Raw genomic sequence first — 22,155 nt, forward strand, 5'->3', positions numbered from 1 at the left:
CGCTGTGTCACAACGTATTGGGTTAACTGGCGTGACAATCAAAGCATGTTTAAGATATACACCTAGTACTTACAAGAACTGAGCCATATTTTAAGTTTAATGAAAACAATAAGTTATGTTTGTTTCTTTTACGTTGACGTTGATTTCTCAAAATGAGAAGCGATTTGTGAAACGGCGATGGTCAAAGCCGCAAGGATGTAAATTGGCCAGATAAAGCCTTGAGTAAGAAAGGTGCCTGAGACAAAGGTGCCGATGAGGCCGCTGTAGACAGCGAGCGCCATTGCTTTGAGATAAGGGGGAGCATGAGTGTGCTTGTCCACGACGAGTAAGGTTTTTCGTGCGCACTTAAGCAGACTGCATATGAAAATGACAAAAATGATCAGCCCGACAAAGCCTGACTCAGCCAGCACGCCAAACCAAGTACTGTGAACGGCATGATTTAGTCCATCCCAATGGGGGCTGTAGAAGAAGTAGTTGTAGTAGAAGTTATCTAATCCAACACCCAGGAGCGGGTTATCCAGAGCCATTTTAACCGCGGCTTCCCACGCATAGATGCGTCCCATCGCTGATGCATCTATGCCAGCTTCTGCTGCCCCCCCAGAGGAGCGACCGGAAATCCCGGCCATTGCGTACAAGGCAATGGCGGCAATTGACCCGACGACAAAGAACAGGGTCTTGCTCGGTATTAGTCGCCAAGCGAAGAAGCCAAAAACGGCTAATGCGCCCAACAGGCCACCTCGGCTTTGCGTCGCCAGCAGAGCCATAAATAGGACGAGTGAAGTTACGATAGCGAGCAAGCGCATAAACCAGCCGATACCACGTGTTGTGGTCATTGCGACGGTAAACGCCATAGGAAACATCAGGACTAGCGCGAGGTCATTTGGGTCGCCGAGCATGGATCCAAAGCTCCTGCCTATCGTTACCCTAGACCCCTCGACAAGGCCAATTCCATTGACTGAGTTGTAGATGGCCATGCAGCCTACAGTGAGACCAGCCACTATAACGAGAAAAGCGAAACGAGAGAGCTCTTTCGACGAGGTTATCAGCCATGATACGGCGAGCGTCATGATGATGATCTTTATGTAGCTACCAGTAAACATGGCGACAGCAACCCCTTTGTTTGAAGCAAAGGGAACACCAATGATGACAATACCCCAGAAAATCAGAAGCCAGGTGTAAGTTGGGTGCCAGTAGAGCTTAATCTTTTGACTAACGAGCGTGTGCCACAGCAAAGCGGACAGTGCGCCTGCCGAAAGCATGAGAGGGATCTTCAACGGATAGAGTACCGGGAAGACCTCGTGAATTCGAAAGAAAGAAAACACAATGAAGAGAGTGACCAGCCAAAAGGTTTGACTCAGTACTACGAGTATTCCTATTGGCAGTAGCGCAATGACGATGCCGACGACTGGGTGAGGTACAAATAGCCAAATCGCTCCCACTAAAACGCACAAGCTGAGGCTCAGCAAGATGTGTTTGCTGTGCTTGGTTTGATGTTGTTGTGCGGGAGAGTAGTGCATCGACTTTACCAATCTCTGTTTCAGTAGGTAAAGAAGGAGCAATTAGAGTGCCAAACTTAACTAAATTCTAAATTATTGTTATTTAATGATTTTTTATTCAGTAATATCTGGCTTCTCAATATGAGAATCAAATTGTGGAATGGTCTAGAGAGGCTGTAGTTAGCCGGTAATACCATAAATATCTAGCATGGTCGGAATAACCACCTCTGTTGAGTAATTGAGTTCGATGGTTTGTTGAGCTTGGTACTTTATCTGTGCTCTTTTTGAATCAGAAAGCGTAAACCACTCATTTAAAATAGAAACCATCTCTTGTTGATCAGAGGCTATCCATCCATTGCTGCCGCTATCAATGACGTTGGGTAACTCGCCGAGTTCAAAGCTGATCACGGGTATGCCTCGCGACATAGCTTCAAGGGCTGCCATCGGTAATCCCTCATAGCGGGAAGTAATTAACAATAAATCGACGTTCGACCAAACATTGTTCATATTACTTTGATGACCATGAAATTGGATATTGTCACCGGCTTGTTGTTGAAGTGATGACTCTAAAGGCCCCGAACCATAGATATGAAACTGATGTTCTGGAAAATGTTGGGCGATCTTAGCAAAGGTGTCCGGTCCCTTCTCCTCACTGAGTCGACCAACGAAGGCAACGTTTCGCTCGCTGACGCTGACTAATTCGGCTCTGGGGACGAAGTTCTTAACCAAAACACTTGAGTAGGGAACCTTAGATTGAATGGCGCGACTGACACATACTCGTTGCTCACTAAGAAAGGCACTAAAACGGTCGATTGCATCATAAATTCTGACGCGACCTGTTGGTGTTTCACCTGCATGGAAACTGGAGACAAGACGTATCGAGTCAGTACCTCCAATAAGACGAGTGAATCTCAGCATTAAATTGGCTTTGTAACCATGCGCATGGATAACGCTTGGGACACGGTCTTGCTGCTTTGAAGCGGCAATGGCCTCTCGCAGTCGAAGCATTGCGGAGACGTTGCCATATTCACGGCTAAGTGTCATGGTTTGAATTTTCTCTCCCTGCAACGCTGCTACAAGAGGGGCTGCCGGGGTGTATTCGGTCGAAAATACCACGGTGACTTGGTAGTTGTGTGCTACCAAGCCTTTGGCCAGTTCCAACACGTGCGTTTCTATACCGCCAAATGAACGACTGTCCAAAAGTAGCCATATCACAGGGCTAAGAGGCACTGTCTTCTGCCTCCCAAGCTTGTTTTTTGCGATAGACGGTAGAAGGGCTGAGCTCTAATAATACCGCCGCATTGAGAACATTGCCGTCACAGTAATCAATAGCTTGCTGGATAGCTTCGCGCTCAATTTGCCACATTGGACGAATAGAGGTTGGCCTTTCGCTGTCTGGATTTATGGATATGCTAGGTTCTAATAAAGATGAATCGCTGCTGGCAGTTGCCATTGGCTGAGACGGTTCCGCGATTGTCTGTTGCGCAGCATTAGGCTCTTGAACCACCGAAAGTACGCGAGTATTTACCGAACTCGCTGGTGGAGTACTTTTTTGAGTCGAAGTCATTACTTCTGGTGGAAGGTGTTGCGAACCCAATGATTTCTCATCGTTAAGCACGACAATATTGCGAATAATGTTTTGCAACTGACGTACGTTTCCTGGCCATGCATATCGCTTAAGAAGGCGCTGTGCATCTTTCGATATCGACTCAAACTTACGACCATCTTGCTTTGAATAGATTCGCAGAAAGTGCTCTGCCAATGTCACGATGTCACTATCACGATCTCTAAGAGGTGGCATATGAATTGGGACCACATGCACGCGATAATAGAGATCTTCTCTAAATCGTCCTTCTTGTACTTCTAGTAACGGATCTCGGTTGGTCGCGCAAATGATGCGGACATCAACCTTCTGCTCTTTGGTTGCGCCTAACGGGGTGAAAGTACCTGTCTGTAAGAAGCGCAGTAGCTTCTTCTGCATTTCTAGGTCCATTTCGCAAAGCTCATCGAGAAATAAGGTTCCCCCATCAGCTAGAGATGCGGCGCCTTTTCGGTCGGTCGCAGCGCCGGTGAAGGCGCCTTTAACATGTCCGAAAACTTCACTTTCCATGAGGTCTTTTGGAATGGCACCACAGTTAATGGCAACAAACGCCTTGTCCTTGCGATTACTCTCGTTGTGAATCGCATTGGCACAAACTTCTTTACCCGTGCCGCTTTCACCAATAATGAATACACTGGCATTGGTATTGGAAACGGCATCGATGATCTTGTAGACCCCCTGCATAGGAATGCTAGCACCAATAAAGTCGTGAAAGCGCTCGCGATCCATCTTTTGCTGAATATCATCGAGCATGGTTTCTAGCTCAGCTTGCTTCAGATGAATCCGAATTGAGGTTTTGAGTCTATCCGCGCGGATTGGTTTCTCTAGGAAGTCTTTCGCCCCTTTTTGAATTAGGGTGACGGCAATATCTACGCTACCATGGGCGGTAACCACGACGACAGGAATACTAATATTTTTGAGTTCTAGCCATTCTAAGATCTCGTCTCCCTGCATGTCTGGCAGTTGGAGATCAAGAATAATCAACGATGGGATGGTACGTTCAAGTATGCGCTTCGCCTCTGCACCAGTGGCGGCATGAAGCAAGTCAAAAGGCTCGTTCTTTAAGTATTGCTTGTAGAGGACGGCGAGTGAAGAGGAGTCCTCCACCAAGAGTACTTTGGGTGTCATACTTACAATCCTTTGTTAGTTTTCTCACTATAAACTAAAGGATAGTACAGAATGGGCTACGAGTTAAAAACAATCGCGATAACACACTGAATAATAACAACTTGGCTCACGGTTCTTAGATCGATTGCGATAAGAACGAGTTGTTGCGTATTTTGGTCTTCATCCAACCAGTGATGCGATCAGGCATCCATGACAGTCTGTCTATTTCGCGACAAATTTCGTTTGCCAGCGACGGTTGGTCTCGACAGTTTAAGACTGAGCCAAGAAGGTTAGTGGATGTTCCCTCATTGAGCTGTTGGGTTGCTTCTTCTACCTGATTAGTCATTGTGATACCACTTAACACCACCAGAAATGTGCCATCACAGGCGTTTGCTACGACAGGAGCTGGGATGTTGTTATGGTTTACGTTCAAAAGAGGCGAGGTATCGAATACGATACGATCATAGTCCTCTAACCAGTGATTGATAATCTCACTGAGTTGACGCGGGTCTTTGAACTGAAGGCGAGTCTTGGGGTCGTTGGGAACACTAATACCCAAAAATACCTTTGGCGAGATGTCTGCGCTATTTTGCTCACACAACAATTGTGTTTCTAAACCATTTCCTTCCTCAGTGTCAGAGAAGCTAAGAGGCGCTAAACCCGGTCGGTATAAATTAAGGTCGACTAATAAGGTCTTATAGCCAGCGAGTAAATAACGCTCAGTCAAGGCTTTAGCAAGGGCTGTGGTGCCTTCACCGCTATTACAGGCCGTCATGCAGACCGTACGACACTGCTGTAATTCTGCCTTTAGGTAGAGCTCTTCAATTTCAGCATGGGTTGCAGGAATCGTCATCATAAGGCTCCTATAATGGCAATCGTCGAGACAATGCGGAACACATCCGTGAGTCCCAGTCGTGCTTGCTCAGCAAAACTATTACGACGATCTGGTACATAAATCGTATCGCCCGCTCGAAGCACAGGCAGCATTCTTATATCCGCGGTTTTACTAAATTCAACCAAGTCGAAGGTACGTGCCTGCCCTTGGCAGCAAGACATATTAACGACGCTTATCTTCTTGACGTACGCGCGGTCATCAGGACCACCCGCTACCGCTAAGATATCCAAAATGGTCATGGTGTCATTAAAGACGTAGCGACCCGGATTTTTAACGGCGCCAAGAACACGAACTGTTTTCTCTTTAGGGCTGTCTAACCAGTTTTTATTTTTTTCAGGAATGTAGATGGTGTCACCAGGCTTGACCAAGGGAAGGATACTCTCATCACCGGTTTCGAAATACATCGATAGGTTGAGTTTACTCACTTTGGCATAAGGCTTGTCACGATGCGTAACTCGGATGTTGTGGATGTCTGCATCCTTAGTTGGACCATCCGCGGCAGACAGAATATCAAGGAAGTGCATTTCGTCGGTAAATCGATAGCGACCTGGCGCTTTGACTTGTCCAAAAACATAAATTGATGCATCCGAACTCTGTCTCACCCACTGCGATTTGTTATCACTCGGGTCTTGAGGTAGATCATGTACTCGAATAACGGTGCCGGCTTGCACGAGTGGCAGTTCTGATTGGGGCGCCCCGTTTTTGATAAACTCATCAAGGTTGAACACGACGGTATTTTGGCCGTTCGCTACCTCAATCTTAGAGGTGTCTGCTCGACCTTTTGGCCCGCCAACGTGCGCTAGCAGATCCATAAAGTCCATTTCGTCTGACCATTCTATACGGCCTGGACGTTCAACTTCGCCGATCACATTAACGGCTCTGTCAGGGGAGATCTTCAGCCACGATTTTTCATTAATGTCCGTCTTTTCAGGAACAAAAATGGCGTCTCCAGCTTCAATAGCAGGTGCAGAAGAGCGACTAAGTCCCTCTGTATACGCTGTCATATCGAAAGGAATAACAGTGCCATCTGATTTGATCACTCTTATTTGTCTCGATTCGGCAAAGCGAGTAGGACCGCCTGCATTGGCGAGAATATCCATAAAAGTCGCACCCGGTTTTCCTTCAAAAGCGCCCGGCGCTGCTACTTCACCCATGACATAAACGGTGTTTGATCCAGATTTGATCTCTTCTTCTTGTTTTGGGACAAAGATAGTCGCACCAGGCTGAAGAGGAGGTAGCAGTGATGCATCCCCGCTGTCTAAATAACGTTTGAGGTTGAACAAGATTGGTGTGTTGTTGCTGATAACGCGGATCTGCTCCACGGCTGCATAGCGAGTCACACCTCCCGCTCGCATGACCACATCAACGAGATCAGTGTTTTCTTTGTATGAGAACGAACCGGGTGCATTAACCTCACCAAATACCTTGATCGCTTGTCTTGCATCAGCGCTATCACCAGAGTCGGCAAGCTTCGCTGCGTCAAACTCCTGTTCTATGTTCCCGACTAGGGGAGAGGCAGGAACAAACAGAATGTCTAGAGATTGTAGGGTAGGCAGCCCGTCGTCATCCCCTGAATCAAGGAAGCGCTTGTAATCAAATTCTGTACGGTCAGCGCCGCGACGGTGGAGCATCTTGTTGAGCTGAGCACCCGCGCGCAATCCTCCGGCCGCTTGAAGTGCCATTTGGACATTCGCATTGTAAGGAATCGTATACTCGCCTGGCGCTTTTACGTAACCTTGAACTGAGATGAGGATCTGCCTCTCAGCGATGAACACTTTTATGTTACTGGTGTCTCGGAACACTTGGCTAAGCGCTTGAGTAACTGTTGTCTTCAATTGTTCTTCATCATAGCCAGCAACGAATACCTGCCCCACCTCAGGCAAATTGATTCGTCCTCTTTTGTCGACTTGAAAGCCACGGTTAAGGCTCGATTCTCCCGGCAAATCGACCTGGATAAGGTCACCGACTTGTACGCTCTTGTCCTGAGCAATGCCATGAGGCGACAGTGACAATGAAAGAAGTGTCACTGTTAGGGTGAAGATAAGAGATATCCATTTCATTGCTCCACTCCTTGGTTTGCTGTGCTGTGTCCATCCGCGATAACATCAATGCTGACTCGACGGTTAGTGAGCATTACGCCTGGCGTATTACCCTCGTAAAGAGGCAGCTCTTCGCCAAGCGAGTGGGTATCAATTCGACTTGGCGCTAGGCCAAATATAGTCAGATAGCGTTTGACTTGTTGAGCTCGTCCTTTCGCGATTCGCTCATTGTATTCTTTGCCCCCACTTGCATCCGCATGTCCTGTGACCGAGAGACGAATCTCCGGGTAAGGTTTCAACAGGTTAGCCGCTTCAGCGAGATGTCCCATGTATTTAGGGTTTACTTCAATAGAATCGAACGCGAACTGATTATCGACATTAAGTAGGTTGTAGACTTTCTCTACGATCGACATTTGGTTTTCAAACTCAGTTCGATTTGTTGGTGGAGCACAGGTTGCCTGAGTTAACACGTAGTCTAATCTGAGTTCGAGATCGTTAAGTTTTTTTCTCTGAATGACGATGTCGTTCGCTGCGTCAATCCAGAGTCCGCCTTCAAGTTCTCGTGCGATTCGATCTTGACGTTGCTGGGCTTGTAGTACCGCAGCAGGGAAACACCATGGTGCGCCCTCTTGGATAAGCGCATCCAAATGAAGCTTAGTCAGCTTCCAATCGAATCGTAAACCGTGTTCAGGTCCAAGTGGTTCGTCTGGCATGACAGGGGAAAAATCAGAACCAGTATACTGCTCAGCGATGCCTCCTGACCCGTTTTCAGGGTAGCTGGTACAAGCCAAAAGAAGGCTCGCTGAAAGACAAGTTATAATGCTTTTTACACCCAAGTTTACATCCATGCAGTTACCACCTATTTGCCAACATCATTTTGTGTTTGTAAGCGTTCTTTTGTTGCGATTATAAATACTCGTTACTGGCATGTGTGTTCACTGGGATAGCCTGTCCAATTCGTAGTAACTTTATGATTTGTAGGGGCTGTCCAGTGACATTCTCTAGACGCATCTTGCGCTCGCGTTCAACCAGTCGCTTATACAAATAAACAATAGCACCGATGCCTGAAGAATCCATAAAGCGCACTTGCTCTAGGTCGATTTCGATCTCTGAATGCTGATCATTGTGAATGATGTCATCAATTTCTGGTTGAGCATTGCGACTGCCTCGCGCGTCGAAATCACCATAAACTTTTACTTGAAGGGTGTGGTTGCTCATTTCTGCTCTTAGTAGTTCCATGACCGTGTCCTCTTTGTGTTTCAAGACAATTAATGCCTCAATTTAGGTGTCACAGAATAGATTGCAGATAGCGTGCCAAAAATAATTTCTTTTAATAACAATAGTTTATATTTGGACTGAGGAGGTTTTTTCAAAATGAAGAGGGGTTTCTCATATTGAGAATCAACGAGACTAATACTCGAAAGCACGGCACCATTCTCAAAATGAAAGTGAATTCAAAATGATCGTGGTGCCGCAATGCTGAGGATAGCTAGACACATAGGGCAGTCTTCATCATCGCCTTAAAGCGTCGGGTATTTGGAAACGCAGCAAAGGTCTGGACATGGATGATGTTTCTTTTTAGGTAGCCGAGATTTGCGCTGGCGTGTTCGCACAATGCGTCCATCAGCCTTGCATCAACAAAACGCTTAGAGTTCGCGCACTGCTGCTGCGCGTGATGTTCGTATCGAGCCGCAATAGTCTTCATGGCCGCGATGCGTTTTTCGACATTTGAAGAAACGCTTCCTGCTCGCATTAAATAGTACATTCTAATTTCAGTAGTAAAGGCGACGTCACCTGCTGTACTCAACTTTAGCCATAAGTCCCAGTCACTAGCGCTAGGTAGCTGGGTATCGAATCCTTCAACGTCAAGATAGACATCGCGGCGGCACATAACGGATGACGTTCCGACAATGTTTTCTTTGAACAGTGCAGCGCTTGCATGGCTAACGACTTGGTAGCCTTTAGTCGGCGCTTGGTTATCGAGATAACGTTTAAAATCGGGCCAGTAATCGAAACATGGAATGATTTCTCTATCTTGCTCATCGATGTGTTGGTAGTTGGTAAAGCTCATCACGCAGTTTTTGTTGGCGCGCATAAATGCTACTTGCTCAGCAAGTTTACTATGAGTCCAGGTATCGTCAGCATCGAGAAAGGCGATGTAATCTCCTTTTGCCTGACGTACGGCTAGATTTCTTGCGGCACCAGGACCAATTCGGTCGCTATGCCAAACAGAGACGTAAGGTCTTAATGCTGCAAGTTCAGCCAGATATTCCCGAGAGCCATCGGTTGAACCATCGTCGACAAAGATTATCTCGTAGTCGACAAAGGTTTGTTGTTCGATGCTTTGCAAGCATTGGGGCAAATAATCCAAGCAGTTGAAGTTTGGAATCACAATACTGACTAACGGTAGATGTTGGCTGTTCATTGTTTCGCTCCTAGAATCGATTCATTAGCTTTGCTGTTGTGTAACCAGTAGTGGCCCATCCAGCCTGCGATGAAGAGGGATTGAGTTGCCCAGCCGATCAGCAGGGCAGTGTATGTGAAGGTACTTGCGACGATGCACCCAACCGCCCAACAGATGTGAGCGATTAAGGGCAAGTAATGATGTGGTAGTGCAATGCGTTTTTGGCTTGCACGGTCAAAAAGCACGGCGCGTAATGCGTAGACAGTGATAAATGCGCCAACAACACCTGCTAACCCATAGGTCAAGCTGGCCACTAAAAAGAGAGCAAGCGCAGTGCTGGCGATGATGATGTTAATGTTCAACACGACTCTAGGCTGTTTCTCGACATAGCAGCCCGTAGTTAAGATGTGAGAAAGTTGCTTGAACGCGATGCCTAATGCAAGCCAAGGTATCCAGGTAGCAGCCTCGGAATAGCGAGTTGGAAACCACCACTCGATGATCAACGGAGCGACGACCGAAAGGCCAACGGCACAAAAAAGGGTCGCATGGCTTAAAGTCTCTGCAATACGTGCAGTCGTTTGTTTTCCGTTCGGTTGGTTGAGTATCTGAAATCGCTTTGGATACCACCAGAGCGCGAGAGGCTCACACACAAACACAATGATGAGTGCAAATTGCATTGCGAGCGCATAAATCGCCAGTGACTCCAAGCCGATAGTCGCAGCCAGTATCCAGCGCTCAGCGCCAGCAGCGATGAAAAGTAAGATACCCGATGCGACTATCGGTACCCCGTAACGGCGCATATCTTTGGCAACTGCCGCGTCCCATTGAAACGGGAGCTGGCGCCATTGGCGGTAGAGTAGGCTGCACGATAAATACAACGCAGAGAGTAACCCCGACAGCAATATGCCAGTCACCCCTAGTCCTTGCTGTAGAAACCAATAAGTGAGTGCAGCTTGCAGTATGGCCTTACTGCTGGTCATCAAGAAGAATGAGCGGGCGTCATCAATCAGACGAAGCCATGTCAGTGGAATGTTGAAGGCTGCACTGACAATGAGAGTACTCATGACCAAGCCGAGATCAAGTATGCTTATCTCCGGCCAGAATACGTATACCGCAACGCCAACCGGCAGCGAGGCGAGCAAGGCAAAGGCGGCAATGATAAGTTGCTGTAATGTAGCTGTTGAGTTGAGGGTATTGAAGGCATCGCCCTTCGACTCGCCAGCTTGCTTGTAAAGTGCTTCTATTAAGCCGAAGCCCAATAGGATGCTACCTATATTAAGCAGCGATACCCATAGATCTAAGCGTCCATACTCAGCGGTCGAAAGCGAGCTGGTGATAAAAGGAAGCATGACAAATGACACGCCTTTCATTAAAACCAGTCCAGCGGCGTAATAAACGGATTGTTTGAATGCAATGTTCATTGCGCAGCTCCTCGAATAGCAGAAGAGAGTTTTTGGGCGCTAGAGTGGGCACTGAAATAGGTTTCTACACGTTCTCTTGCTCGCTTAAGTAGAGCGAGTCTTTGCGGCGAAGGTTGCTGGTTAATTTGGGAAATAGCGTCGCTTAACGCCTGTATATCGTGGGGAGAAAAAAGAAGGCCAGTATCAGGTGATATCATCTCTTTACAGCCCATAAAATCGCTGCTGATAACAGGAAGACCCAGCGCCATCGCTTCTTTGACCACTACTGGGCCAGTATCTCTATCGCCATTTTTTGCTTCGCAGAACGGCGTGCAGAGCGCCAGATATTGGTTAGCGTGATCAATGATCCATTCAGAAGGTTGGCTACCAAGAAAACTCACCTGATCGTTAAGGTTGAGTTGTTTGGTAAGCGTGAGTAACTCATGCTTTTGCTCACCATCGCCAACCAGATCTAAACTTGGCCTTGATTCTTCTGGTATTAAACTCAAAGCGTAGAGTAGGTCAGTGAGCCCTTTCTTTTCAGTCAGACGGCCAATAAATAGCAGCTTACCGTTGTGACTTGCAGTGGGTTTGAAAGGGTAGCGCGCTAGGTCGATGCCACATTCGACGAGATGGACCTTTTTGTTTTGATTAAGTGTTTGGAACTTGGATTGCATCTCCTTGCAAACCGCAACCGAGAAAGAAACATTGGAGAGTTTTAGTGCTAAATCGGCAGGATGCGAATAGACATCATAGCCGTGCCCAACGAAAGAGACGTTGCACCCTGTGAGTTTAGCGGCAGCGATAGCCGTTGCCGCCGTGTGCAAAGCGAAATGAGCATGTAGATGATGGCACTTCGTAGTGCGTGCTGAAGCGGCTAATTGTCCCGTGCTACGAATAAGTGACTTTTTAGGTAAGTTTTTTTGGCGCATGATGAAGGAGAGCGCCTTGATGCTTCTTACTGGGTTTTTAAGCCATTCGACCATGGCATGTTTCGTAGAGACAGCGCTCAACGCAGTGGCACTGCGCGCTAGTTCATCGTCAATGGGCTGTCCACCATTGGGGTTTAATCTAAACGCCATCGGTTGAATCGAATGCCCAAGCGCTTTCATCGCCCGAATCTCCGTTCCGACAAAGGTTTCCGATAGAACGGGGAAGTCACTAAGTACGTAGCCAATTTGAGACATGGTGGCGCTCCAGTAAAACTAAGATGCTAGAGTTATTGCAACCGTCATGCCTAAAAATAAAATTAATAAATACAACAATTTAACGTTTCATAGGTAGGTGATGTCGCGTCTTTTTCATTTTGACAATCAATTTGGAAGGGCATTAAGGAGAGAATTAAGAAGCAAAAAAAGCGCACTAGGTTGGTTAACCGAGTGCGCTATAGAAATGACGCTATGAAGCTAGCTTACGATTGACGAGAGCGTCGCTTCGGAGCGCCTTTTGAGCCAGATTTATTACCAGGACGTTGGCCAGCAGGCTTGCCATTACTAGGGCGATGGTTAGATGGCTTGCCCGAATTGTTTCCTTGCTGTCCAGCGCCTTGTTGACCCGGAGATGACTTTCCTGCCCCAGGTTTTCCACTGTTATGTCCAGGTTTACCTGAGCGCTGACCTTGTTTACCACGACGCTGACCATCGGTACGAATGTCTGGTTGCCCTTTAGTGTGCTTAGTCGCAAAACGATTTGCGCCATGACGACCGGATTTGCGTCTTTGCGCAGGCGTGCGTGCATCAAGATCTTCTGCAGGGACGAGGCAGCCCGGCTTGTCACCGATAAGGTATTGCTTGCCCATGTTAACGAGCGCTTCTCGGATAAGTGGCCAGTTGTCGGGATCATGATAGCGCAGTAGCGCTTTGTGTAGCCTACGTTGACGATCACCTTTAGCAACCGGTAAGTTTTCGCGTTTTTTATATTTTACGCGCTTGAGCGGGTTGGTCTCAGAGTAATACATCGAGGTCGCATTACACATTGGTGATGGATAGAAATTCTGAACCTGGTCGCACTCAAAGTTATTCTTCTTTAACCACAACGCAAGATTGAGCATGTCCTCATCTTCTGTACCCGGGTGAGCGGAAATGAAGTAAGGGATCAAGTACTGTTTCTTGCCAGCTTCAGCACTGTATTTCTCGAACATCTCTTTGAAGCGATCGTAGGTACCCATACCTGGCTTCATCATCAAATCGAGTGGACCTTTCTCTGTGTGCTCAGGAGCAATCTTCAAATAGCCACCGACATGGTGAGTGACCAACTCGCGAACATACTCTGGTGACTCGATCGCAAGATCGTAGCGAACGCCAGAGGCGATCATGACCTTCTTCACGCCTTTTACTTTACGCGCAGCGCGGTAAAGGTCGATGGTATGTTTGTGGTCGGTATTGAGCTTGTTACAGATACCTGGGAACACACAAGAAGGTCGGCGGCAATTGGCTTCTGCTTTTGGATCTGAACAACCGAGACGATACATGTTTGCCGTTGGTCCGCCCAAGTCGGAAATTGTACCTGTAAAACCAGGTACCTTGTCACGGATCTCTTCTAGCTCGCCAATGATCGACTCTTGCGAACGGTTTTGAATAATACGACCTTCGTGCTCAGTAATAGAACAGAACGAGCAGCCACCAAAACAACCTCGCATAATGTTCACCGAGGTCTTGATCATGTCGTAAGCTGGAATTTTTGCTTTACCGTACATAGGGTGCGGCACACGCGCATATGGCAGACCAAATACATAGTCCATCTCCTCAGTACTAAGAGGAATCGGCGCTTGGTTTACCCAAAGCTCACGGTCACCATGACGCTGGATCAGCGCTCGCCCAGAATAAGGGTTAGTCTCAAGGTGCATTACACGGCTTGCGTGAGCATAAAGAATTCTGTCGTTGTTCAGCTTCTCGAACGGCGGTAAGCGCACAGCGGTAGTCGCAGCATCGTGTCGTGAAGGACGAATGGTGATTGGCTTCGCTTCTGGTGCAGACTCGGTTTTGTTGGTGTCGCAGTTCGACTCGACCTCATAAGGGTTTTGCGGAACAAACGCTTTACCCGGCTTCTCGATGCGAGATGAGTCGATGACGCGGTAGTGTTCAGGTGCCGCTGGCAGATTGACGGCAGTACCACGAATATCAGTCATAGTGCTGATATCTTCACCGTCTGCGAGGCGGTGTGCGACTTCGACCAGTGCTCGCTCTGCATTACCGAATAGCAGAATGTCTGCTTTGGCATCAAAGAGTACAGAACGACGAACTTTATCTGACCAGTAGTCATAGTGGGCGATGCGGCGAAGGCTCGCCTCAATACCACCCAGAACAATAGGTGTACCTTTGTAGGCTTCGCGGCAACGCTGTGAATAGACGAGAGTCGCGCGGTCGGGACGTTTACCACCTTCATTGTTAGGGGTGTAAGCATCGTCGTGACGCAATTTGCGATCAGCGGTGTAACGGTTGATCATTGAGTCCATATTGCCCGCGGTGATCCCGAAGAACAAATTTGGTTTCCCTAGCGTCATGAAGTCGTTTTTATTACTCCAATCTGGCTGGGCAATAATACCAACACGAAAGCCTTGCGCTTCAAGCAGTCGACCAATGATGGCCATACCAAAACTCGGGTGGTCAACATAAGCATCACCTGTAACGATGATGATGTCACAGCTATCCCATCCAAGGGCGTCCATCTCTTTTCTGCTAGTTGGCAAAAAAGGAGCGGTACCGAAGCATTCAGCCCAGTATTTTTTGTGCTCATGGATTGGGTTAACGTCGTTGTGCATATTTTGACCTCTGGTTTTGGAGGCGGGCATTATATACTTCAATTCCAGTGACTTCAAAGCCCAAACTAATTGTGGGTATTACGACTGGATAGCATTCCTTCTTGAGCTGATATATCATCAGCGCCAATGTTTTTTGCAATGACACCACATCCATGATTACAGCAGTTTTGACTCTTCTCGCTCCTGCCTTAGCGGTTGCGATGCTTGTCCTTACCCTTATTTTAGCAAAGGGCGATATTTGTCCGGGCCAAAGAGGACGTATCCACAAGCTTCTTCCTGCCATTGGCATACTTTGGCTGGCGATTGCGTCACTTAAAGTCGAAGCGTTTTTGGTGGTGTTTGCTATTTTTTATTTTTACTCCAAGGTTCAGACTGGCAAGACGCGTCAGCAGGGGCCGTTTTGGGTTTTACATTTAGCCAATGGTTTGGCGGGCTCGTTTGCCGCCATTATCGTGGTCCAGCAGCCTAATTTAGCGCAGTCATTATCGCTAGCTTGTGCGGGGTTACTATTAGGCACGGCATTTTCACACCTATTGTTGACCATCGCCAAAACCCGTCTTCAGGCGTTTCACCGAATTCTGCCAGTTGCGGGCGTGGTTTTTGCTATGCTGCTCGCCCTGAGCTTTGTATTTAATGCCTATCAATGGGAGCCGAACATTGTCGCTGAGTACACGCCTGCCGTGATCAGTTCATTAGTGATGTTAATGCTAGGTGTGGTGATTTGGAGTTGGCATATCATTAAACACAGTGCACCAGCGAAAGGTCAGCTAGTGGTGGCCTTCTTGAGCTTAATGGTGACCAATGTAGGTTTGCTACAGCTTTATTGGCTTGCCTAATTTGCAAACCAAATCACTTTCTATTCCGTAATTAACAGCTAGTCTTTAAAGGCTAGCTTTTTTTATGGAGTACGATTATGGATCTAAGTAATGCGAGCCGTTTTGACAGTATTATTTTGCTTGGTATCGTCAACGAAAAGTTGCGTTTAGAATGTGACTCGTTTGAAGAGTTGGTGAGCATGTATGAAATGGATGTAGAAGGCGTGGTCGGTAAACTCGATATGTTGGGCTACCAATATGATCCTCTCACCAATCAATTTAAAGCTTACGAGCGCTAAAACCAGATACCACTAAAAAAGGTCGCAATGAGCGACCTTTTTCAATTAACGACTGTACTCAACCGCAGCACTTTTTGTGCTTCTTGCCGCTTCCGCAGGGGCAAGGGTCATTTCTACCCACCTTGCTGGATTCAGCGGTCAGCTGCTTCGGGGGTATGGAGTCGTCGATCTCCCCATCGACATAAAACCACTGTCCGTTTTCAAACAGGAAACGAGAACGCTCTGCAAGACAGTACTCCATGCCGTTTTCACGCAGGAAGGCGCGGAAGCTCACATAGCCTTCGTTCTCGTGAAGTCCATCTTCGCTGTTAATGACTTCGAGTCTTGCCCAGTCACTGTTGACCGAATCCGCGATGGCTTGTCGGTCTTGTTCGGCGTGACAGTTAGGGTGGTAGGTAGCGACGACAAAATCAACATTCTTGGTAAGGTGAGCGCTATAGCGAGCGCGCATGAGTTGCTCTGGCTTTTTGGCAAGAGTGACATCGTTGTGTATAGGTTGGCAGCATTCTTGATAATTCAAGTTGCTGCCACAGTAACATGGCTTCATGGTAGGTCTAGAATCAAATGAGTTTATAGGTGCGTATTGTATTCTGACTCGATAGCGAGTAAGTCTTCAGTCCACTTAATGGCGTCATCGTAGTATCGAGCAAGCTTATCGTCACTGATCTCGAGCTTATCTCTCAGTGCGATAACCGTCGTCCAGTCAGCGCTCTCATACGCTTTTACTAGCGATAGGATATTACCTAGAGTGCCTTGCTTAGTAACGAGCGCTGCTTTCACCAGGTTGTCGATAGGCATCTTTTCAACTAACTCTGCTAGCGGCTGATCAAATAACGAATCGAGCAGCGAGAACATTCCGGTTAGAAAGCCCAACCCCTCATCAATATTGCTATTGATGTCTTTTAGCAGTAGTTCGCAGAAACGCGCACGTTGAATCGACAAACTATATAAGCTGTCAGGCTTATCATCTTGCGTAGAAGTAATCGCAACCAGTGAAATAAACTTTCGTAAACGCTCTTCACCTAAGTAGACGAGTGCTTGCTTGAAAGATTTGATCTCAGAGCGGATGAGGTACGATGCATTCACAAACGTCAGCAGTTTATATGACAAGGTTACGTCTAATGAAATCAAACGCTCAAGCTCATCATAATTGATATCTGAGTTAGCAATTTCTTTACACAGTTGAACCACAGTCAAGAAAGAAGGTTTGATCTGTTTGCGGCGGATTAATTGCGGTCGACTGAAAAAGTAGCCCTGGAACTGATTAAATCCGACTTCTTTTGCAAGCTCGAACTCTTCGTACGTCTCTACTTTTTCTGCTAAGAAAATGATGTCGTGTGGCTTGAGCCTTTCAATCAGCGTTTGTGCCTTCTTCAGCGAATACTGTTGGATGTCGATCTTTATGATCGATGTGTACGGCAAGAATGGCAGCCACTCTTTCTTTGGCACAAAATCGTCGAGTGCGATGGTATACCCTGCTTGAGACATTTTTTTGATAGCAGAAAGTAACTCAGCGGTAGGCTCACAGCTTTCGAGAATTTCGATGACAAGATTATCCTTGGGAAACAGCGTCGGGACCATGTTAACCAAGCTTTGATAAGGGAAGTTAACAAAGCCTAATTTATCGCCTATCGTACTGTAATGTGTAGCAAGGAAGTGTTCAGACAGGAGTCGATTTGTCGCGAGTTCTGGGTCGATATCTGGGAAGGTGTTATTGGGCCCATCCCTAAATAGCAGCTCATAGCCAACAGTTTTTTGGTCGCTATCCAGAATAGGCTGTCTAGCGATGTATGAGTATTTCAAATTCTGCATCGGTATCTCAAAAACGTTCACACATAGTAACGTTTAATTGCTTTGTTTGACTATGAAACTATCGAATTTTCGAGCGTTAGTTCATGGTTTGTTGAAAAAACGTGTCTCTAAGCGTTGTGATTGGGGCTCGCAGACTAAAACAGAGCCTTGTTCATACCAATCCCCAAGAACTATTCGTGTCATTGCTTGGCTATTGGATTCGAAACGGTGTGTGCCTGGTCTATGGGTGTGCCCATGAATCATCAAGTCTGTCTCTGTGGTATTCATCAACGCAACCACTTCATCTTGGTTTACATCCATAATATCAAGTGACTTAGTGGTCTTGACCTCACGGATATCGCCCTGGATCTTATTAACAATACGTCGTCTTGTAAAGAATGGAAGGCGATTAAATATCCATTGCAACCAAGGCATATGAACCTTAGCTCTAAATTTCTGGTACTTGATATCGTCAGTGCACAGGGTATCACCATGCAAGATCACGGCTTTTCTACCGTACAAGTCAATCACCGTATGCTCATCGAGCAGCGTCATTCCTGTCTCTTTGCAGAAACGATGGCTCAGGAGAAAGTCTCGATTACCTTGAGTGAAGTAGGTGGGAACACCTTGGTCGGTTAGTCGGCGAAATTCTTGTTTGATTGTCGCTGCGAAATCAGAGGGGTCATCATCGCCAATCCAGAATTCAAATAAATCGCCAAGCACATACAAGGCGTCAGCATGTACCGCTTCATTGCGCATGAAGTTGACAAAGCATTCCGTTGTTTGAGGTAACTGAGGCGAGAGGTGTAAGTCAGAAATGAATAGTGTTGTCATAATTTACTAAAAGGGAGGGCGAGCCCTCCCTTATAACGATTACTCGTGAATCGTAGAGCCAGTGATGATCACTTCTTCAAGAGGAACATCTTGGTGCATGCCCATTGAGCCAGTGCTCACACCTTTAATCTTGTTAACGATGTCCATACCTTCAACAACTTCAGCAAATACACAGTAACCCCAACCGTCCAGGCTCTCTGAGCGGAAGTCTAGGAAAGTGTTGTCGTTTACGTTTATGAAGAACTGAGAGCTCGCTGAGTGCGGTTCCATAGTACGCGCCATAGCCAAAGTACCCACTTTGTTGCTAAGACCGTTGTTCGCTTCGTTTTTGATTGGAGCACGAGTTGCCTTTTCTTTAAGACCAGACGTCATGCCACCACCTTGGATCATGAAACCGTCGATAACACGGTGGAATAGCGTGTTGTCGTAGAAACCATCGCGGCAGTATTGTAGGAAGTTTGCACTTGTTTCAGGTGCTTTCTCTTCGTTCAATTGAATCTTGATGTCGCCGAAATTAGTGTGAAGGGTGATCATGATGAATACCTATTCGTGTTTTTATGTTTGAAGCCATGATTCTAGCCTAACTCACTGTACAAGCAATAGTTGAAACACGTATATCGCGAATAAAAGGAATGCTTTTTGTTCAGTCTGGTCTAAGTTGGCAAAAAACTCCCTCGAAAACCTAAGATTTCTTCGCTTAATCGCTCCATTCTGTGAAGCTTTATGGTTATAATCGCCGATACATTTTAAACGTAATAGTTCAGATAGAGATCATGTTAAAAATATACAACACACTGACGCGACAAAAAGAGGAATTCAAACCTATTCATGCTGGTAAAGTCGGCATGTATGTCTGTGGGGTCACTATTTACGATCTCTGTCACATCGGTCATGGTCGTACATTTGTTTCTTTCGACGTGGTATCTCGTTACCTTCGTTACGTAGGTTATGATCTCACGTTCGTGCGCAACATTACCGATATCGATGACAAAATTATCAAACGTGCAAACGAAAACGGTGAGTCATGTGATTCACTGACAGAGCGCCTTATCGGTGAAATGCACGCTGATTTCGATGCACTGAACATGAAGCGCCCAGACGTTGAACCTCGCGCAACAGAATTTATCGCAGAGATCATCGCATTGGTTGAAAAGTTGATCGAGCGTGGTTTTGCTTACGTGGCGAGCAATGGCGATGTCATGTTTGAAGTGGGTAAGTTTGACGAGTATGGCAAGCTATCTAAGCAGGATCTTGACCAACTGCAAGCTGGTGCTCGCGTAGACGTTGAAAGCGCGAAACGCAGCCCGCTTGACTTCGTGCTTTGGAAAATGTCTAAGCCAGGTGAGCCTACTTGGGAATCACCATGGGGCGCTGGTCGTCCAGGTTGGCATATCGAGTGTTCAGCGATGAACTCTTCTATTCTTGGTGACCACTTCGATATTCATGGCGGCGGTTCGGATCTTCAGTTCCCGCACCACGAAAACGAAATTGCTCAGTCATGCTGTGCACACGATACTCAGTACGTGAACACTTGGATGCACAGTGGCATGGTGATGGTCGACAAAGAAAAAATGTCTAAGTCGCTAGGCAACTTCTTCACAATTCGCGACGTGCTAGGTCACTACGATGCAGAGACGGTTCGTTACTTCCTAATGTCTGGCCATTACCGCAGCCAGCTTAACTACAGTGAAGACAACCTAAACCAAGCGCGCTCAGCACTAGAGCGTCTGTACACGTCGCTACGCGGCCTTGATACAAAGGCTGAGCCTACAGGCGGTGAAGAATATGTGACTCGCTTTACGACCGCGATGAACGATGACTTCAATACCCCAGAAGCGTACTCAGTGCTGTTCGACATGGCTCGTGAAATTAACCGCCTGAAGACGGTTGATCTGGCAGAAGCAAGTCAACTTGGTGCGCTAATGCGTGAGCTGGCTGATGTGATCGGTATCCTCCACCAAGACCCTGAGTCTTTCCTGAAAGGCGATGCGGGTAATGACGATGAAGTGGCTGAGATCGAAGCGTTGATCAAACTACGTAATGACTCTCGTGCTTCTAAAGATTGGGCGAATGCCGATCTGGCTCGCGACAAACTGAACGAGTTGGGTATCATCCTTGAAGATGGCCCAGAAGGCACGACTTGGCGTCGTAAATAATTGTTATCTAGCCCTTGCTTGCAAGGGCTTCTTTTTAGTTTCAGATTTGGTGTAACACTTTGGCTCAGATGTACTTCTATTACTCGGCGATGAATGCGGGTAAATCGACAACACTTCTTCAATCTTCGTTTAACTATCAAGAGCGCGGCATGACGCCACTTATTTATACAGCAGCACTAGATGATCGCTACGGCGTCGGTAAAGTGAGCTCTCGTATTGGTTTGCAATCCGAAGCGCAACTGTTTAAATCGGATTCAAACCTGTTTGATGAAATCGCCGCTATTAATGCAGAGACCCCACGACATTGTATCTTGGTTGACGAATGCCAGTTCCTAAGTAAAGAACAGGTGTATCAGCTTACCGAAGTGGTCGACAAACTCAACATCCCAGTGCTTTGCTACGGCTTGAGAACTGACTTTTTGGGCGAGTTATTTGAAGGTAGCAAACACCTTCTTGCTTGGGCGGATAAATTAATTGAGCTTAAAACCATTTGTCACTGCGGTCGTAAGGCCAACATGGTGATTCGAACTGACGAGCACGGTAAAGCCATTGCCGAAGGTGATCAGGTTGCGATTGGTGGCAACGATAAATATGTCTCTGTTTGCCGTCAGCACTATAAAGAAGCGCTTGGTAAGTAACTGTCTACAGTAATTGAAAAGGGAGCCGTTGATAGGCTCCCTTTTCTTATCTGAAAAAACGTATCAGGACACTGCAATCAAAGGGCGTCTAAGGTACTTTGGTACTTAAAGTGGTAGCCAAGACTTTGTAGTTTGTCGCTGGAAATCGTTTTATCAGGTACCGAGTTGACCAAGTTGAGAGACGTGTCGAGTCCTGCCGCTCTCAACGCCGCTCGATAGAAAGTGACTTTGTCACATGAGCGTGGAGTTGTGGCATTGACGACGCTTGCGTCGATATGTTCTAGCGCAAACACCACTGATCCAATGGCATCGTCTAGATGCAGCATGTTTGCTGTTGCTTGGTCGCTCACGCTCTTGAGTTTGGATGCAAATCTTGAAGGGTGTCTGTTAGGACCAAACAAGCCACTGCAACGAACAATCGCATAATCGAGTGTCGAGTTGCGGACGTATTCTTCTGCGGTCAGCATGATAATAGCCTTAGCGCTAAAGTCATCTCTGCCTTTCGCAGTCGGAAGACGAGCCATATCCTCGGTCATTATCTCAGCGCGATCTGGGTACACAGAGGTCGAGCTGACCATGACTAGCTTTTTGACGCCTGCACTCTTGGCCATGTTGCAGAGTGTCTCCCATTGAGAAGCGTACAAGGCTCCGCCACCTGTGCGAAATCCGGGCGGGAAACAACCGATGATGGTTTCGACATCAAGATTGATAAGTTGATTGGTGACCGCAAGCTGTTTGTCTTCGCTGCTGAGCTCTGAAAGGTTTAGCGCAATTGCGTTTAAGTCAGCTTGTTCCAGTTCATTGACGCCTTCAGCTGTCGTGCGTGTAGCGGTAACGTCATAGCCTTTGTTGATGAGCGCCTTGGCGAGTGGAAGTCCTAACCAGCCTGCGCCAACAATTAGTACTTTATTCTGATTCATG

Annotated in this window: 20 protein-coding genes; 4 read left to right on the plus strand and 16 right to left on the minus strand. The window is 47.0% G+C overall.

Translation table 11 applies throughout. The annotated features are described in order from the left end of the window. Positions 1–128: 128 nt before the first annotated feature. From J4N45_RS05965 to J4N45_RS06015, 11 genes are all read right to left on the minus strand, one after another. The gene (locus J4N45_RS05965) at positions 129–1,517 is read right to left on the minus strand and encodes an O-antigen ligase family protein (protein ID WP_252014090.1); all 1,389 of its coding nucleotides are present in this window, start codon (positions 1,515–1,517) and stop codon (positions 129–131) included. A 159-nt stretch (positions 1,518–1,676) separates the two neighbouring features. Further along, on the minus strand, positions 1,677–2,726 hold the full coding sequence (locus J4N45_RS05970) for a glycosyltransferase family 4 protein (protein ID WP_252014091.1): 1,050 nt from the start codon (positions 2,724–2,726) through the stop codon (positions 1,677–1,679). Next, on the minus strand, positions 2,716–4,224 hold the full coding sequence (locus J4N45_RS05975) for a sigma-54-dependent transcriptional regulator (protein WP_252014093.1): 1,509 nt from the start codon (positions 4,222–4,224) through the stop codon (positions 2,716–2,718). Before J4N45_RS05975 ends, J4N45_RS05970 begins: the two co-directional genes overlap by 11 nt. 115 nt (positions 4,225–4,339) lie before the next feature. Continuing rightward, positions 4,340–5,059 (minus strand): P-loop NTPase family protein, encoded by a 720-nt coding sequence (locus J4N45_RS05980; RefSeq protein ID WP_252014095.1) that lies wholly within the window; start codon positions 5,057–5,059, stop codon positions 4,340–4,342. Beyond that, the gene (locus J4N45_RS05985; protein ID WP_252014097.1) at positions 5,056–7,158 is read right to left on the minus strand and encodes an SLBB domain-containing protein; all 2,103 of its coding nucleotides are present in this window, start codon (positions 7,156–7,158) and stop codon (positions 5,056–5,058) included. The genes J4N45_RS05980 and J4N45_RS05985 overlap by 4 nt, the downstream gene beginning before the upstream one ends. Then, positions 7,155–7,985 (minus strand): OmpA family protein, encoded by an 831-nt coding sequence (locus J4N45_RS05990; RefSeq protein ID WP_252014099.1) that lies wholly within the window; start codon positions 7,983–7,985, stop codon positions 7,155–7,157. Before J4N45_RS05990 ends, J4N45_RS05985 begins: the two co-directional genes overlap by 4 nt. 58 nt (positions 7,986–8,043) lie before the next feature. Continuing rightward, positions 8,044–8,376 carry an STAS domain-containing protein gene (locus J4N45_RS05995; protein ID WP_128648531.1) on the minus strand — a complete coding sequence of 111 codons (333 nt, stop codon included), beginning with the start codon at positions 8,374–8,376 and terminating at the stop codon, positions 8,044–8,046. A gap of 250 nt (positions 8,377–8,626) precedes the next feature. After that, positions 8,627–9,562: a glycosyltransferase family 2 protein gene (locus tag J4N45_RS06000; protein ID WP_252014101.1), complete on the minus strand. Its 936-nt coding sequence runs from the start codon at positions 9,560–9,562 to the stop codon at positions 8,627–8,629. Beyond that, positions 9,559–10,962 (minus strand): lipopolysaccharide biosynthesis protein, encoded by a 1,404-nt coding sequence (locus J4N45_RS06005; protein WP_252014102.1) that lies wholly within the window; start codon positions 10,960–10,962, stop codon positions 9,559–9,561. Before J4N45_RS06005 ends, J4N45_RS06000 begins: the two co-directional genes overlap by 4 nt. Then, positions 10,959–12,128, minus strand: a complete 1,170-nt coding sequence (locus J4N45_RS06010) for a glycosyltransferase (protein ID WP_252014104.1) — start codon at positions 12,126–12,128, stop codon at positions 10,959–10,961. Before J4N45_RS06010 ends, J4N45_RS06005 begins: the two co-directional genes overlap by 4 nt. Before the next feature lie 224 nt (positions 12,129–12,352). Beyond that, positions 12,353–14,701 (minus strand): YgiQ family radical SAM protein, encoded by a 2,349-nt coding sequence (locus tag J4N45_RS06015; protein ID WP_252014105.1) that lies wholly within the window; start codon positions 14,699–14,701, stop codon positions 12,353–12,355. A gap of 152 nt (positions 14,702–14,853) precedes the next feature. Here J4N45_RS06015 and J4N45_RS06020 point away from each other — a divergent pair, with 152 nt between their 5' ends. Both J4N45_RS06020 and J4N45_RS06025 read left to right on the plus strand, forming a co-directional pair. Next, positions 14,854–15,537 carry an HI_1241 family integral membrane domain gene (locus J4N45_RS06020; protein WP_252014106.1) on the plus strand — a complete coding sequence of 228 codons (684 nt, stop codon included), beginning with the start codon at positions 14,854–14,856 and terminating at the stop codon, positions 15,535–15,537. Between the two features lie 77 nt (positions 15,538–15,614). Then, positions 15,615–15,815, plus strand: a complete 201-nt coding sequence (locus tag J4N45_RS06025; RefSeq protein ID WP_042474451.1) for a DUF4250 domain-containing protein — start codon at positions 15,615–15,617, stop codon at positions 15,813–15,815. Positions 15,816–15,873: 58 nt separating this feature from the next. Here J4N45_RS06025 and J4N45_RS06030 read toward each other — a convergent pair whose 3' ends face one another. The 4 genes from J4N45_RS06030 to J4N45_RS06045 all read right to left on the minus strand — a co-directional run bounded on the left by J4N45_RS06030 (position 15,874) and on the right by J4N45_RS06045 (position 18,974). Further along, complete coding sequence (locus J4N45_RS06030; protein ID WP_252014108.1) at positions 15,874–16,362, minus strand: YchJ family metal-binding protein; 489 nt, start codon at positions 16,360–16,362, stop codon at positions 15,874–15,876. A gap of 23 nt (positions 16,363–16,385) precedes the next feature. After that, a complete protein-coding gene (locus J4N45_RS06035; RefSeq protein ID WP_252014657.1) occupies positions 16,386–17,618 on the minus strand; it encodes an EAL and HDOD domain-containing protein in 1,233 nt (410 codons plus the stop codon). Between the two features lie 90 nt (positions 17,619–17,708). After that, positions 17,709–18,440: a UDP-2,3-diacylglucosamine diphosphatase gene (gene lpxH / locus J4N45_RS06040; RefSeq protein ID WP_252014110.1), complete on the minus strand. Its 732-nt coding sequence runs from the start codon at positions 18,438–18,440 to the stop codon at positions 17,709–17,711. A gap of 39 nt (positions 18,441–18,479) precedes the next feature. Next, positions 18,480–18,974, minus strand: coding sequence for a peptidylprolyl isomerase (locus J4N45_RS06045; protein ID WP_042474457.1), 495 nt, complete (start codon positions 18,972–18,974; stop codon positions 18,480–18,482). A 239-nt stretch (positions 18,975–19,213) separates the two neighbouring features. On the opposite strand from J4N45_RS06045, the gene cysS reads away from it, so the two are divergent. Beyond that, positions 19,214–20,596, plus strand: coding sequence for a cysteine--tRNA ligase (cysS, locus tag J4N45_RS06050; RefSeq protein WP_234494056.1), 1,383 nt, complete (start codon positions 19,214–19,216; stop codon positions 20,594–20,596). Positions 20,597–20,655: 59 nt separating this feature from the next. Further along, positions 20,656–21,234 carry a thymidine kinase gene (locus J4N45_RS06055; RefSeq protein ID WP_042474462.1) on the plus strand — a complete coding sequence of 193 codons (579 nt, stop codon included), beginning with the start codon at positions 20,656–20,658 and terminating at the stop codon, positions 21,232–21,234. Positions 21,235–21,311: 77 nt separating this feature from the next. Here J4N45_RS06055 and J4N45_RS06060 read toward each other — a convergent pair whose 3' ends face one another. Beyond that, positions 21,312–22,154 carry an NAD-dependent epimerase/dehydratase family protein gene (locus J4N45_RS06060; RefSeq protein ID WP_252014111.1) on the minus strand — a complete coding sequence of 281 codons (843 nt, stop codon included), beginning with the start codon at positions 22,152–22,154 and terminating at the stop codon, positions 21,312–21,314. Position 22,155: the final 1 nt, after the last annotated feature.

The sequence above is a fragment of the Vibrio sp. SCSIO 43140 genome, from assembly GCF_023716585.1.
GTDB classification, from domain to species: Bacteria; Pseudomonadota; Gammaproteobacteria; order Enterobacterales; family Vibrionaceae; genus Vibrio; species Vibrio maritimus_B.

What these genes read in the sequence shown, in the direction of transcription:
- J4N45_RS05965 (WP_252014090.1), bottom strand. Translation starts at nt 1,517, where the DNA reads ATGCACTACTCTCCCGCACAACAACATCAAACCAAGCACAGCAAACAC.
- J4N45_RS05975 (WP_252014093.1), bottom strand. Translation starts at nt 4,224, where the DNA reads ATGACACCCAAAGTACTCTTGGTGGAGGACTCCTCTTCACTCGCCGTC.
- J4N45_RS05980 (WP_252014095.1), bottom strand. Translation starts at nt 5,059, where the DNA reads ATGATGACGATTCCTGCAACCCATGCTGAAATTGAAGAGCTCTACCTA.
- J4N45_RS05985 (WP_252014097.1), bottom strand. Translation starts at nt 7,158, where the DNA reads ATGAAATGGATATCTCTTATCTTCACCCTAACAGTGACACTTCTTTCA.
- J4N45_RS05990 (WP_252014099.1), bottom strand. Translation starts at nt 7,985, where the DNA reads ATGGATGTAAACTTGGGTGTAAAAAGCATTATAACTTGTCTTTCAGCG.
- J4N45_RS05995 (WP_128648531.1), bottom strand. Translation starts at nt 8,376, where the DNA reads ATGGAACTACTAAGAGCAGAAATGAGCAACCACACCCTTCAAGTAAAA.
- J4N45_RS06000 (WP_252014101.1), bottom strand. Translation starts at nt 9,562, where the DNA reads ATGAACAGCCAACATCTACCGTTAGTCAGTATTGTGATTCCAAACTTC.
- J4N45_RS06005 (WP_252014102.1), bottom strand. Translation starts at nt 10,962, where the DNA reads ATGAACATTGCATTCAAACAATCCGTTTATTACGCCGCTGGACTGGTT.
- J4N45_RS06010 (WP_252014104.1), bottom strand. Translation starts at nt 12,128, where the DNA reads ATGTCTCAAATTGGCTACGTACTTAGTGACTTCCCCGTTCTATCGGAA.
- J4N45_RS06015 (WP_252014105.1), bottom strand. Translation starts at nt 14,701, where the DNA reads ATGCACAACGACGTTAACCCAATCCATGAGCACAAAAAATACTGGGCT.
- J4N45_RS06020 (WP_252014106.1), top strand. Translation starts at nt 14,854, where the DNA reads ATGATTACAGCAGTTTTGACTCTTCTCGCTCCTGCCTTAGCGGTTGCG.
- J4N45_RS06025 (WP_042474451.1), top strand. Translation starts at nt 15,615, where the DNA reads ATGGATCTAAGTAATGCGAGCCGTTTTGACAGTATTATTTTGCTTGGT.
- J4N45_RS06030 (WP_252014108.1), bottom strand. Translation starts at nt 16,362, where the DNA reads ATGAAGCCATGTTACTGTGGCAGCAACTTGAATTATCAAGAATGCTGC.
- lpxH (WP_252014110.1), bottom strand. Translation starts at nt 18,440, where the DNA reads ATGACAACACTATTCATTTCTGACTTACACCTCTCGCCTCAGTTACCT.
- J4N45_RS06045 (WP_042474457.1), bottom strand. Translation starts at nt 18,974, where the DNA reads ATGATCACCCTTCACACTAATTTCGGCGACATCAAGATTCAATTGAAC.
- cysS (WP_234494056.1), top strand. Translation starts at nt 19,214, where the DNA reads ATGTTAAAAATATACAACACACTGACGCGACAAAAAGAGGAATTCAAA.
- J4N45_RS06060 (WP_252014111.1), bottom strand. Translation starts at nt 22,154, where the DNA reads ATGAATCAGAATAAAGTACTAATTGTTGGCGCAGGCTGGTTAGGACTT.